We start from the raw sequence: 12,558 nt of genomic DNA on the forward strand, positions 1-12,558 counted from the left end.
TCTTCGCGGGCTACGGCGCAAGGGTGATCGTCTCCGACATCAATGCCGAAGCGGTCGAGGAGACCGTCGCCGCCATTGTCGCCGCTGGCGGGGAGGCCTTAACCCGACCGCTTCGGGGGAATATCACAACCGGGAAAGATGCCGCGCGCAGGCCGGCGGGTTTGCCTCTCCGGGCGGCATCCCGACAGTGCGCCCGGCCTGTCAGGCGCGGATCGTGAGGGTCTGGCGTCCACGGTCGCATATAAGAGGATGTCCATGGCCCATCGCCCACGCTTCGCAGCGGCAATCGCCGCCGTCTCGCTCCTAGCCCTCGGCGCGGGCGGCCATGTCGGCGCGCAGGATGCGGATAGCGCGCAGAAACCCGCCTCGGCCGCGACGCTGCGCTACTTCGAGGAGACCACCGCCAGCCTGCCGTGGAACGACAGGGAAGACTTCGACCTCGCCACGCGCGGCTTCGTCGCAGGCATTCCCGGCGGCGAGATCACAAAGCCCGACGGCAAGCGCATCCGCGACCTCAGGGAACTCGACATCTTCAAGGGCAAGCGCCCGGACACCGTGAATCCCAGCCTCTGGCGCAATGCACAGCTGCTGTCGCAATCCGGCCTCTTCAAGGTGACCGACCGCGTCTATCAGGTGCGCGGGATCGAGCTGGCGAACCTGACGGTCGTGCTCGGCAAGACCGGCTACATCGTCATCGACACCCTGACCACGGTGGAGAGCGCGAAGGCGGCGATGGACCTCGTCCGCGCGAAGCTGGGCGACAAGCCGGTCATGGGCGTGATCTACACCCATTCGCACATCGACCACTTCGGCGGCGCGGCGGGCGTCATCAGCCCGGAAGAGGCCGCCGCGCGCAAGGTGCCGATCGTGGCGCCGGGCGGCTTCCTCAAGGAAGCGATCTCGGAGAACGTGATCGCCGGTCCCGCCATGAGCCGCCGCGCGATCTATGCGTTCGGGCACCTCATCGGCACCGGTCCCAAGGCGGACATCAGCGACGGCATCGGCCCGGCCTTCAACCGCCTCGGCAACGCGACCGGCGCGGTGCAGATGCTGCCGCCCACGCACGAAGTCACGAAGACCGGCGAGACGATGACGATCGACGGCGTTGACCTCGAATTCCAGTACATGCCCGACACCGAGGCGCCCGCCGAAATGGCGATCTACATGCCGCAGCTGCGCGTGCTGGACATGGCCGAGAACGCCAACTCCTCGCTGCACAACATCCTGACCTTGCGCGGCGCGCAGGTCCGCGATGCGAAGGCCTGGGCGGACGACCTGACCAAGTCGATCGCGCTTTACGGTGACCGCACGGATACGCTCATCACCTCGCATTTCTGGCCGCACTGGGGCAATGCGAAGATCCTCGACTACCTCGGCGCGCACCGGGACATGTACAAGTATCTGCACGACCAGTCGGTGCGGATGATGAACGAAGGGATGACCGGCGAGGAGATCGCCGAGAACCTCAAGCTGCCGAAGCCGCTGGCCGACCGCTGGTTCAACCAGGGCTACTACGGCACGCTCAGCCATGACGCCAAGGCGGTCTACCAGCGCTATCTCGGCTGGTACGACGGCAACCCGGCGAACCTCAACCCGCTGCCGCCCGAGGCCGTGGCGACCAAGTACGTCGAGGCGATGGGCGGACCGGACGCGGTGCTGGCGCTGGGCCAAAAGACGGTGGCGGCGGGCGATTACCGCTGGGCCTCGGAACTGCTCTCGCGCCTCGTCTTCGCGCAGCCGGAGAACCACGCCGCCAAGCTGGCGCTGGCCGACAGCCTCGAACAGCAGGGCTATCAGGCGACCAGCTCGATGTGGCGCAATGCCTTCCTCACCGGCGCCAAGGAACTGCGCGAGGGCGTGAAGACCGGCGGTTTCGATTCGGTCGCGGGCGCGATCCCGGCGATGCCACTTTCGGACATCCTCGACCTGCTGGCGGTGCGCCTTGTGCCCGAGCGGGCGCTGGCGGCGCCGATGTCCTTCGACCTCGTACTGGATGGCGTCGCGGAGCACGTGGAAATCCGCAACGGCGTGCTGATCCACCAGCCGGTCGGCAAGACTTCCGCGCAGAAGCTGGAAATGACCCGCGCGCAGCTCGTCGCGGCGATCACGAAGAAGCCGCAGGAAAGCGCCCTGCCCGCCGATACGGCGCAGCGCCTGAGCGCCTTCCTCGCGCTGGTGGAGGCGCCCAGGGGCACGTTCGGACTGGTGACGCCGAAGCCCTGAGCATCATATCCGTGAATATGGCCCGGCCAATGCGCCGGGCCTCCCCGCCCGAAGGGCGACGGGCCTAAGCCTCGTCCATGACCATCACTGTAACCCGTGACGGCGCCGTCGCCGTCGTCGCCTTCGACCGGCCCGCCGCGAAGAACGCCTTCACCATGGCGATGCGCGGGCAGTTCATCGCCGCATTCGCCGATCTCGAAGCCGACCCCGGCGTACGCGCGGTCGTGCTGACCGGCACCGGCGGCGCATTCTGCTCGGGCGCGGACATCGGCGAGATGGGCGAGACAACCCCCGACGACTTTCTGCGCCGCATGCGCCAGCTTCACGCTATGGCCCGCGCCGTCGCCCGCTTTCCCGCCCCCGTCATCGCGGCGGTGGACGGGGTGTGCATCGGCGCGGCGTGGGGCTTCGCCCTCGCCGCTGACATCGTGCTCGCCAGCGAGCGGGTCCGCTTCGCCGCCACCTTCCGCCGCATCGGCTACGCCCCCGACGCCGGGCTCGCCTGGCATTTCCTGCGCACCATCAACCCGATGCGCGCGAAGGAGATCGTCTATTCCGGCCGCGAGGTCCACGCGCCCGAGGCACTCGAACTCGGCCTCACGATGGAAGTGCTCGCCCCCGACGCACTGCTGCCGCGCGCGATGGAGCTGGCGCGGATGATCGCGGACGGCCCCGCCACCGCACTCCACCTTGCCAAGCGCCAGTTCGCCGCTGCGCCCGCGATGAGCTTCGATAGCTTCCTCGACTTCGAGGCCGCCATGCAGCCGCTGCTCGGCCAGACCCGCGACCACCGCGATGCCGTCGCCGCCTTCCGTGACAAGCGCGCGCCCACCTTCAACGCCGGCTGACCGCCCGCGCATCCCTCTTCCATGGAGTTCACAATGATCCGTACCGAACAGACCGGCCCGATCCTGACGATCACCTTCGACAATTCCCCGGTCAACGCGCTGGGCGCCGCCGTTCGCAGCGGGCTGGCACAGGCCATCGCCAAGGCCGCCGACGACATCTCCGTCGGCGCCGTGATCGTCACCGGCAGCGGCAAGCTGTTCAGCGCGGGCGCGGACATTTCCGAATTCCGCAAGCCGCTCGCCGACCCGCAGCTGCCCGACGTCCTCGCCGCGATCGAGGCCTGCCCTAAGCCGGTCATCGCCGCGATCAACGGCACCGCGCTCGGCGGCGGGCTCGAAGTCGCGCTCGCCTGCCACTACCGCGTCGCACTGGCTTCGGCGAAGCTGGGCCTGCCCGAAGTGAAGCTCGGCATCCTGCCTGGCGCAGGCGGAACCCAGCGCCTGCCGCGTCTCATCGGCGTCGAGGCGGCGCTGAAGATGATCGTCTCGGGCGATCCGGTGTCCGCCGCCAAGGCGCTCGCCAGCGGCCTCGTCGACAAGGTCGTCGAGAATGCCGAAGACCTGCGCGCCGCTGCCGCCAGCTTCGCCGACAGCCCTGTCCGCCCGACCGGCGAGCGCCCCGTCTCGGGCGACGCCGCAGCAGCAGATGCCTTCGCCGCCGCTGACCCGCGCTTGTTCAAGGGCTTCACCGCACCCACCGCCTGCGTCGAGGCGGTGAAGGCCGCCGCTACCCTTCCAATCGCGGAAGGCATGGCGGTGGAGCGCAGCCTGTTCCTCGAACTCGTCGCGGGCGAGCAGTCCAGGGCCCTGCGCCACACCTTCTTCGCCGAGCGCGCCGCCGCCAAAGTGGACGATCTGCCCAGGGACATCGCCAAGCGCGACATCGCGCGGGTCGGCATCATCGGCGCGGGCACGATGGGCGGCGGCATCGCCATGAACTTCCTCTCGGCGGGCTTGCCCGTCACCATGGTCGAGACCAATGCCGAGGCGCTGGAACGCGGTGCCGCGCTGATCCGCAGCAACTACGAAGCCACCGCCGCCAAGGGCCGCCTCACCAGCGATCAGGTCGAGGCCGCGATGGCGCTGCTGACGCCCACGCTCGAATTCGGCGCCCTGGGCGAATGCGATCTCGTGATCGAGGCGGTCTACGAAAACATGGAGGTCAAGAAGCAGGTCTTCGGCCGCCTCGACGCGGTGGCCAAGCCCGGCGCGATCCTCGCCTCCAATACCTCGTACCTCGACGTCGACGCGATCGCCGCCTGCACCTCGCGGCCGCAGGACGTGCTGGGCATGCACTTCTTCTCGCCCGCCAACGTCATGAAGCTGGTCGAGGTCGTGCGCGGCGCAAAGACCGCGCCGGACGTGCTCGCCACCGTGATGGCGCTCGGCCAGAGGATCGGCAAGGTGCCGGTGGTCGCGGGCGTGTGCTACGGCTTCATCGGGAACCGCATGCTGATCCCGCGTCAGGACAACGCCCTCGCCCTCGTCATGGAAGGCGCCAGCCCCGAGCAGGTGGACAAGGTCCACACCGATTTCGGCATGCCGATGGGGCCGTTCCAGATGACCGACCTCGCGGGCGTGGATATCGGCTGGCACCGCGACGAGACGCGCATCGACAACCTCAAGGACGCATTGTGCGCGCAGGGCCGTTGGGGCCAGAAGACGAAGGCCGGCTTCTACGACTACGACGAAAACCGCAAGCGCAGTACCTCCCCCGTCGTCGCCGCGCTGATCGAGGAGTTCCGGGAGCGTGAAGGCATCACCCCGCGCGCTATTTCGGACGAGGAGATCGTCGCGCGCACGCTCTACACGATGGTCAACGAAGGCGCGCTGATCCTGGAGGAGGGCATCGCCCAGCGTTCTTCCGACATCGACGTGGTGTGGCTCTACGGCTATGGCTGGCCGCGCTGGACCGGCGGCCCGATGTTCTGGGGCGAGCGCGAAGGCTTCGCCAAGATCGTCGCCGGACTGGAGCACTACATGGACCGCATGCCCGAAAGTTTCTCCATCGCCCCGCTGCTGCGCAGCCCCCAGCCCGAGCCGGTCGCATGACGGGCAGCTTCGCCTTCTCCTACGGCCCGCGCCTCGTCAGCGGCGCGGGCAGCGCCGATCGCATCGCCAAGCTGCTGCCCGAAGGCCCTGTGCTGTTCGTCACCGATGCGATGATCGTGAAGCTCGGCCTTGCCGGGGGCGCGCTGGCGGCGCTGACCGCCTCGGGCCGGGACGTGACGATCTTCTCCGAAGTCGAGGCCGACCCCTCGCGCGCCACGCTGGAGGCCGTCGTCGCGCGCGGCCGCGAATGCGGCGCGGCAAGCGTCGTCGGCTTCGGCGGCGGCAGCCCGATGGACATCGCCAAGCTGGCCGCCTACCTGCTCGGCTCGGGCGATGATCTCGACGCGATCTGGGGCGTCGGCAACGCCCGCTCCAAGGGCCTGCCGCTGGTGCTGGTGCCGACGACCGCTGGCACCGGCTCGGAAGCCACCCCCGTCTCGATCATCACGCTTCCGGGTGACGAGAAGCGCGGCGTCTCCTCGGCCGCGCTGGTGGCCGGGCATGCAGTGCTCGACCCGGCGCTGACGCTCGGCCTGCCACGCCCCGTCACCGCCGCCACCGGCATGGACGCGATGGTCCACGCGATCGAGGCCTATACCTCGGCGCACCTCAAGAACCCGATGTCCGACCTGCTCGCCCGCGAGGCGCTGCGCCTGCTCGCCGCCAACCTGCTCCCCGCCTGCGAGGAACCGGGCAACATGGCCGCGCGCGAGGCGATGCTGCTGGGCGCGCATCTGGCAGGCGTGGCGTTCTCCAACGCCCCGGTCGCGGGGGTCCATGCCCTCGCCTATCCGCTCGGCGGGCGCTTCCATGTGCCGCACGGCCTTTCGAACGTGCTGATGCTGCCGCATGTGCTGGGCTTCAACATGAGCGCGGCGATGCCCCTCTATGCCGAGCTTGGCCCGTTGGTCGATCCGGCGCTGGACGGCCTTGGCCAGCAGGCGCAGGCACAGGGGCTGCTCGAAGCGCTGCGCGACATGGCCGCGAAGGCCGGGATGCCCGCGCAGCTGACCGCCGTGGGCGTGAGCGCCGACGACCTCGACCAGCTCGCCGCCGACGCCATGTTGCAGGAACGCCTGCTGAAGAACAACCCGCGCCCGATCACGCTGGATGACGCGCGCAAACTCTACGAGGCCGCCCTTTGAGCCGCGAACCCCTGCGCCCGCGCGGCGCCTACCGCCACTTCACCCCGATCAGCACCCGCTGGCACGACAACGACGTCTACGGCCACGTCAACAATGTGGTCTACTATTCGTGGTTCGACACGGCGGTGAATTCCTGGCTGATCGAAGTCGGCCTGCTCGACATCGAGAACGGCAACCCGATCGGCCTCGTGGTGGAGACCGGCTGCCGCTACGTCGCCTCGGTGGAGTTCCCGCAGAAGGTCGAAGTCGGCCTGAAAGTCGCGCGCCTCGGTTCGAGCAGCGTGACCTACCACCTCGGCATCTTCGTCGAGGGCGCCGAGCAACCGGCGGCGGAAGGGCACTTCACCCACGTCTACGTCGACCGCGACAGCCGCCGCCCGACGCCGCTGCCCGAGGCGTGGCGGGCGGTGCTGCAGGGGATTGGCTGAGTATTTGGCTCGGGTTTGACGACATTGCGCTGTGGAGGCATATTTCTCGCGTCAATATATCGTCGAAAGGGTGCTGATGCAGGTCATCCGCTGGGGCAACAGTCTGGCGATCTGCCTGCCTACCGCCGTTGTCGAGACGTTGGCTCTCAAAGAGGGCGACGACATCGAGGTCCGCGTTTCGGACGACCGGGCACTTACCGTTGACCGCGCCGCCAGCCGCGCCGCCGCTCTCGAACACATTCGCCGCCTACGCCGCACCTGGCCTCCGGGGTGGACCTTCGATCGGGAGGACGCCAACGAGCGCGACTGCTGAGACGTAAGATGGCTCCAGGCATTATCGGGGTCATACAACCGTGCCATTACAGCCATGGCCAGCGATGAGATTCGAACTCGCACCTCACATTGTGGGGACCGCCTCTAAGTAACAGTATTCGCCATTCTCCTACTCTGAGCGGCGATCTTTGATATGGATTTCGGTCAGGCCGCCCGCGCCGCTTTGCAGACACTGGCCCATTGTGACAGAGTTCAGAATGCGCTTGTTCGTTGCATCGATCGTCATCTTATTCGTCGTTGCTTGCGGCAAAGCCGATCGTCCTGAAATTGAGAAAATCGAGATCAGGCAATCAGGCTGGCAATCTGAGGATGTGACCATAGCCTCCACGGGCCTCGGCAATTATCATATCAGCGAGCCTTACCCCGAAGGGCAAAGTGGCACCTTCAAAATGACGCACGAGCAGTTCGTGAGCTTGTTATCCAGTCTTGAGCCGTACCGGGCCGAAGCAGAACCTTATACCGACGAGAGCGCTTTGCGCTTTATCAAGAACCCGTGCCCACCCAAAGTGCCTCGTATAACGGACGCGGGTGCCATGCATATACGGTGGAGAGGCCCGGAGTACGACATGCACTTCCTGATGGATTTCGGATGCGATCCCAAGCGTCATGCGACACGGAATAGCCAACTGCGCCGTACCTTCGAACAGTTGCCGCTGCCGCGTTACTGAACGCTAGAACACTCAAAGCCGTCCTTCACCCCCGCTCCGGCGCCCGCTTCAGCGCCGCGTAGAGCAGCCCCGCGCCCAGCGGGCCGAACACCACCGCCATCGTCGTCAGCGCCAGGTTCAGGCCCTTGGCGCCGTAGACGTGGTCGGTCATCAGCCCCACCAGCACCGAGCCGAAGGCGCCGCCGGTCAGGTTCACCAGCGCCATGTACAGTCCGGTGTAGAGCCCGCGCAGCGTCGGCGGCACCACCGCGACGATCAGCACGAAGATCGAGGCGACCGACATCGAACTCACGAACAGGTTCGCGTAGGACATGAACACCGCCAGGCCCACCGTCGGCACGATCGGCCCGAGGATAGTGGTCACGCTCAGCACTGCCATCGAGGTGAAGGTCAGCCAGTACGCCGCCTTGTCGCCCACGCGGCGGCGCAGCCACGCATGGTAGGGATGCACCGCCAGGCACCCGGCGATCCCGGCCAGCAGGAACGCCGGGCCATAGCTCGTCGCCACCATCGCCGGCGTCATCGCGTAGGAGCGCATCAGCATCGCCGGATACCAGTTGAGCAGCCCGTAATTGTTCATCGACCACGAGACGATGCCCAGCGCCAGCAGCATGATCAGCGTGCGGTTCTCCCGCGCGAAGGCCAGCGCCTCACCCTTGGCAGGCGCAGCGGCGGCGCGCTGGGCGGCGTTGTGATCGCGCACCGTGGTCTGCACCAGCAGCGCCACCAGGAGGCCCGGCACCGCGAGCAGCAGGAAGACCACGCGCCACGGCTCGGCGGTGTCGATCAGCGGCAGGTCGTAAGGGCCGCCCGCGCTGAACTTGCCCAGCAGGTGCGCGCCCAGCATCATCGCCATGCCGCCGCCGACGTAGAGGCCGGTGGTGAACAGCCCGATCGGCTTCTGCACCTTGTCCTGTGGGAAGCGGCTGGAGATGATGCCGATCGCCGCCGGGTTCAGCCCCGCCTCGCCCACGCCCACGAACATGCGCGCCAGGAACAGCGTCACGAAGCCGGTGGCGAACCCGCTCGCCGCCGTGGCGATCGACCATACGAGGATGCAGGCGGCCAGGATCGTCACCCGCCGCCCCTTGTCAAGCATGCGGCCGATCAACACCCCGCCGAACACGTAGAGCACCGCGAAGGCCATGCCCGTCACCGCGCCGATCTCGGCGTCGTTCAACGCCAGGTCGCCCTTGATGGCTTCCACCAGGAAACTGAGGATCACGCGGTCGATGTAGCCCAGCACCGAGACGGAGAAGAGAATGGCAACGACGTACCAGTCGTAACCGCCCACCTCTCGAGAGGAGGCAGGCGCGCTCGCCGGTTGCATCGTGGTTGCCATGTTCTTCTCCCGACCCGTTATTCTAGCGCTATAGCCGCGATCAGCGGCCCTGGAAGACCGGCGCGCGCTTTTCCTTGAAGGCGGCGATGGCTTCCTTCGAATCCTCGGTCTTCGACAGCGCGTTGGTGTTGTTCTGCTCGTAGCGGTAGCCGTCGCGCAGGGTCATGTTCTCGATCGTGCGCATGGAATCCTTGGCGAGCCGCGTCGCCATCGGGCTCTTGGAGGCGATGCTGCGCGCCATCTCCATGACCCATGGCATCAACTCCTCGACCGGAAGGCACGCCTCAATCACGCCGCGGCGATAGAGTTCCGCCGCCGGCGCGCGCCAGCCCGTCAGCATCATGCGGCGCACCATCGAATGCGGCAGGATGCGCGCGGCGTGCTTGCCGCCGCCCATCAGGCCCACGTCCACCTCGGGCAGCCCGAACACGGCCGTTTCGGAAGCGACGATGATGTCGCAGCTCGCCGCGAGGCCGAGCCCGCCGCCCAGCGCCGGGCCGTTGACCGCCGCGATCACCGGCTTGTTGCACTCGATGATGGCATAGCTGGATTCGCGCACCGCGCGGTTGCGCTTCCAGGTGGCGCCGGGGGCGGAGACGTCGGGCCGGTTCTTCAGATCGGCGCCGGCGGAAAAGCACTTGCCCGCGCCGGTCAGCACGGCGACGCGCACGTCGTCGCGGTCGCTGATCTCGTCGAAGGCATCGGCAAGGCCGTGGATCATCTCCATCGACTGCGCATTGACGGGGGCATTGTCCATCGTGACCACGGCGACGTAGTCGGCCACTTCGAGTCTGATCGTCATTTCGGCATCCTCAGGTTTGGCGACCATCTAGCCGCAACTGCGGCCCTCCCGTCGCGCATCGGGGGCCTGCGCGCGGGAGAATCCCATATGCGATGCACCTCACTCCACATCCGCAGCATCGCCCGCGTCACCGAAGGCCGACCAGCCCCCGTCCACCGGCACCACCGTCCCCGTCATGTAGCCCGCACGCGGCGAGGCGAGGAAGGCGACGGCGTCGGCGATTTCCTCCGGCCGTCCGAGCCGCCCCAGCGGAATGCGTCGCCGCACGCCGCGCAGCGAGCGCTTGCCTTCCGCCTCCAGCGCCATGACGCCGGGAGTGGCGATGTAGCCGGGCGCGACGGCATTCACCCGCACCCCATGCTGCGCCCATTCGCAGGCGAGCTGGCGCGTCATCGCCTCCACCCCCGCCTTGGCCGCGCAATAGCTGTTGCGGCGCGGCAGTCCTCCGCGCGCCGCGATCGAGGAGAGGTTGACGATGGCGCCGCCGCCCTGCCCCCGCATCACCCGCGCCGCCGCCGTGGCGAGCCGCAGAGGGGCGACGAGGTTGATCGCAAGGCCATGCTCGAAGGCGGCAAGCGTCTGTTCGGTGGTGGGCTGGAAGTCGTCGGCGATGGCGGCGTTGTTGACCAGCACGTCGATCCGGCCATGCTGCGCAGCAATGCCTTCGATCACGGCGACCAGCGCGGCCTCGTCGGTGACGTCGAGCACATGCCCCTCGCGTCCTTCGGGCACCGCGGCGAGTTCGCGGTCGAGGACGATTACCCGCGCGCCGTCAGCCGCGAAGCGATCCGCCGTCGCCGCACCGATGCCGCGCGCGCCGCCGGAAATGACCACCACCGGGCGGTCATGCTGCGACGCTGTGGGAGCCTCTGCCGTGGCCGCCGCTGCGGTGCCGCCATAGGCAGAATAGCCACCATCCACCGCGATGCTGCCGCCGGTGACGTAAGCGTTGTCGGCCGCCCATACGATCGCCTCCGCCACGTCGGCCGGGCGCGCCATGCGGCCCAGCGGGATGCGCGCGGCCACCGTGGCGGGATCGACCTCTCCCTCAGCCACCAGCGCCTCGACGATCTCGGTCGCGACGTAGCCCGGCAGCACCGCGTTAACGCGCACCCCGTGCTGCGCCCACTCGCAGGCCAGCGCGCGGGTGAAGCCGAGGATCGCCGCCTTCGACATCGCATAAGGCGTGCGCCCCGCAATCGCCTGCAATGCGATGCCCGAGGAGAGATTGACGATCGCGCCAGACCCGCGCGCGATCATGCCGCGCCCCGCCTCTCGCGCCAGAAGATAGCTGCCGGTTAGGTTCACCCGCAAAAGCCGCTCCACCGTTGCGGCATCGAGGTCGAGCGCGGAGGTGCCTGCCGGATCGACGATCCCGGCGTTGTTCACCAGCACGTCGATCCCGCCATGCTGCGCAGCAATCTCCGCTACGGCCGCGACCACGGCGGCCTCATCGGCGACGTCGAGCACCAGTGCCTGATGCGGCGCGCCGAGTTCGGCCGCCGCGCGCCGGACCGCCCCGGCATCGCGATCGGCGAGCACCACGGTATCGCTGCGCGCCGCGAACAGCCGCGCCGTGGCAAGGCCGATCCCGGCGGCCGCGCCCGTCACCAGCACCACTCTTGCACCGTGCCGCTCCATCGTCTTCTCCCGTTCTCGTGTTCGCGTCAGCGAAGCACCGGCGCGACGGCGCCTCAACCCGGCTCCGGCGCGGCGCCACGGCTATCACCTATGGGATAAGGCGGCGGCGCAGGCGGCGCCCGCTTGGGCGCGCGGGGCGGCGGGTCCAAGGCTGCGCTCATTCATTAGGGAGACCATCATGTCGCAACGACTGTCGGGGCGCGTCGCGCTCGTCACCGGGGCTTCGCGCGGGCTGGGCCGCGCCATTGCCGAACTCTTCGCGGCCGAGGGCGCCGCCGTCGCCGTGCTCGATCTCAAGGAGCATTGGGCGCAGGCCGTCGTCGACGGCATCACCGCGCAGGGCGGCCGCGCCATCGCCATCGGCTGCGACGTGTCGGACCGCGATGCGGTGCAGGCGGCGGTCGCCCGCACGGCAGAGGAACTTGGCGGGCTCGACGTGACCGTCAGCAGCGCGATGTGGAACAAGTACGAGCCGATCGCCCAGATCACCCCCGAGACCCTGGCGCGCATGTCGGGCGTGGGTTTCGACGGGATCGTGTGGATGACGCAGGCGGCGGCGCCCTACATGGCCCAGCGCGGCGGCGGCTCGATGATCAACATCGCCTCGGTTTCGGCACTCAAGGGCATGGTCAATGCGCTGCTCTACTGCGGCATCAAGGCGGGCGTCGGCGGCTTGACCCGCGCGGCCTCGGTGGAACTGGGCGCGCAGGGCATCCGCGTAAACGCGATCTCGCCCGCGACGGTGGCGACCGAAGGCGTGCTCTCGATGCTGGATGATGAGACGCTGGCGCAACGCAAGGCGCGCATTCCGCTGGGCCGCCTGGGCGAGACCGACGACATTGCGCAGACGGCGCTGTGGCTGGCCTCGGCGGACTCGGCGTTCGTTTCGGGGCAGATGATCACCGTGGACGGCGGACTGGCGAACGCGATCCTTTGATTATGCTGACGCGGTCCCGGGCTTGCTCCGGGGCCGCGCGTATTGCCACGCCGATAGGGCTTCGACAGGCTCAGCCTGAGCGGGATTAGAACTCTCCATAACGCTCAGGCTGAGCCTGTCGAAGCCCCGTCGTGCGGGG

11 protein-coding genes and 1 pseudogene are annotated in these 12,558 nt (G+C 68.2%); 9 read left to right on the forward strand and 3 right to left on the reverse strand.

Going from position 1 to position 12,558, the window contains the following annotated elements; genetic code table 11:
• From ACYPYD_RS25790 to ACYPYD_RS25825, 8 genes and pseudogenes are all read left to right on the forward strand, one after another.
• Positions 1-218: pseudogene (locus ACYPYD_RS25790) on the forward strand (hypothetical protein); the annotation flags it as partial.
• A gap of 37 nt (positions 219-255) precedes the next feature.
• The gene (locus tag ACYPYD_RS25795; protein WP_459666414.1) at positions 256-2,223 is read left to right on the forward strand and encodes an alkyl/aryl-sulfatase; all 1,968 of its coding nucleotides are present in this window, start codon (positions 256-258) and stop codon (positions 2,221-2,223) included.
• A gap of 77 nt (positions 2,224-2,300) precedes the next feature.
• Positions 2,301-3,071, forward strand: coding sequence for an enoyl-CoA hydratase/isomerase family protein (locus ACYPYD_RS25800; RefSeq protein ID WP_459666416.1), 771 nt, complete (start codon positions 2,301-2,303; stop codon positions 3,069-3,071).
• A gap of 33 nt (positions 3,072-3,104) precedes the next feature.
• Positions 3,105-5,123 (forward strand): 3-hydroxyacyl-CoA dehydrogenase NAD-binding domain-containing protein, encoded by a 2,019-nt coding sequence (locus tag ACYPYD_RS25805; RefSeq protein ID WP_459666419.1) that lies wholly within the window; start codon positions 3,105-3,107, stop codon positions 5,121-5,123.
• Positions 5,120-6,268, forward strand: coding sequence for an iron-containing alcohol dehydrogenase (locus tag ACYPYD_RS25810; protein WP_459666420.1), 1,149 nt, complete (start codon positions 5,120-5,122; stop codon positions 6,266-6,268). The genes ACYPYD_RS25805 and ACYPYD_RS25810 overlap by 4 nt, the downstream gene beginning before the upstream one ends.
• Entirely contained in the window at positions 6,265-6,696 is a 432-nt protein-coding gene (locus ACYPYD_RS25815; protein WP_459666423.1) for an acyl-CoA thioesterase, read from the forward strand. Before ACYPYD_RS25810 ends, ACYPYD_RS25815 begins: the two co-directional genes overlap by 4 nt.
• Before the next feature lie 31 nt (positions 6,697-6,727).
• Positions 6,728-7,009 (forward strand): AbrB/MazE/SpoVT family DNA-binding domain-containing protein, encoded by a 282-nt coding sequence (locus ACYPYD_RS25820; RefSeq protein ID WP_285021378.1) that lies wholly within the window; start codon positions 6,728-6,730, stop codon positions 7,007-7,009.
• A 217-nt stretch (positions 7,010-7,226) separates the two neighbouring features.
• The gene (locus tag ACYPYD_RS25825; RefSeq protein WP_459666425.1) at positions 7,227-7,697 is read left to right on the forward strand and encodes a hypothetical protein; all 471 of its coding nucleotides are present in this window, start codon (positions 7,227-7,229) and stop codon (positions 7,695-7,697) included.
• A 25-nt stretch (positions 7,698-7,722) separates the two neighbouring features.
• On the opposite strand, the gene ACYPYD_RS25830 is transcribed toward ACYPYD_RS25825, so the two are convergent.
• The 3 genes from ACYPYD_RS25830 to ACYPYD_RS25840 all read right to left on the reverse strand — a co-directional run bounded on the left by ACYPYD_RS25830 (position 7,723) and on the right by ACYPYD_RS25840 (position 11,482).
• Positions 7,723-9,039, reverse strand: a complete 1,317-nt coding sequence (locus tag ACYPYD_RS25830; RefSeq protein ID WP_459666427.1) for an MFS transporter — start codon at positions 9,037-9,039, stop codon at positions 7,723-7,725.
• Between the two features lie 40 nt (positions 9,040-9,079).
• Positions 9,080-9,841: an enoyl-CoA hydratase/isomerase family protein gene (locus ACYPYD_RS25835; RefSeq protein ID WP_271183682.1), complete on the reverse strand. Its 762-nt coding sequence runs from the start codon at positions 9,839-9,841 to the stop codon at positions 9,080-9,082.
• A 99-nt stretch (positions 9,842-9,940) separates the two neighbouring features.
• Positions 9,941-11,482, reverse strand: a complete 1,542-nt coding sequence (locus ACYPYD_RS25840; protein ID WP_459666429.1) for an SDR family oxidoreductase — start codon at positions 11,480-11,482, stop codon at positions 9,941-9,943.
• A gap of 178 nt (positions 11,483-11,660) precedes the next feature.
• Here ACYPYD_RS25840 and ACYPYD_RS25845 point away from each other — a divergent pair, with 178 nt between their 5' ends.
• Entirely contained in the window at positions 11,661-12,419 is a 759-nt protein-coding gene (locus ACYPYD_RS25845; protein WP_459666431.1) for an SDR family NAD(P)-dependent oxidoreductase, read from the forward strand.
• The last annotated feature ends 139 nt before the right edge of the window (positions 12,420-12,558 follow it).

It is taken from the genome of Novosphingobium sp. 11B (assembly GCF_054589055.1).

Bases quoted from the DNA above. Each gene is read 5' to 3' on its own strand.
- ACYPYD_RS25795 (WP_459666414.1), top strand. From the start codon at position 256: ATGGCCCATCGCCCACGCTTCGCAGCGGCAATCGCCGCCGTCTCGCTC.
- ACYPYD_RS25800 (WP_459666416.1), top strand. From the start codon at position 2,301: ATGACCATCACTGTAACCCGTGACGGCGCCGTCGCCGTCGTCGCCTTC.
- ACYPYD_RS25805 (WP_459666419.1), top strand. From the start codon at position 3,105: ATGATCCGTACCGAACAGACCGGCCCGATCCTGACGATCACCTTCGAC.
- ACYPYD_RS25810 (WP_459666420.1), top strand. From the start codon at position 5,120: ATGACGGGCAGCTTCGCCTTCTCCTACGGCCCGCGCCTCGTCAGCGGC.
- ACYPYD_RS25825 (WP_459666425.1), top strand. From the start codon at position 7,227: ATGCGCTTGTTCGTTGCATCGATCGTCATCTTATTCGTCGTTGCTTGC.
- ACYPYD_RS25830 (WP_459666427.1), bottom strand. From the start codon at position 9,039: ATGGCAACCACGATGCAACCGGCGAGCGCGCCTGCCTCCTCTCGAGAG.
- ACYPYD_RS25835 (WP_271183682.1), bottom strand. From the start codon at position 9,841: ATGACGATCAGACTCGAAGTGGCCGACTACGTCGCCGTGGTCACGATG.
- ACYPYD_RS25840 (WP_459666429.1), bottom strand. From the start codon at position 11,482: ATGGAGCGGCACGGTGCAAGAGTGGTGCTGGTGACGGGCGCGGCCGCC.
- ACYPYD_RS25845 (WP_459666431.1), top strand. From the start codon at position 11,661: ATGTCGCAACGACTGTCGGGGCGCGTCGCGCTCGTCACCGGGGCTTCG.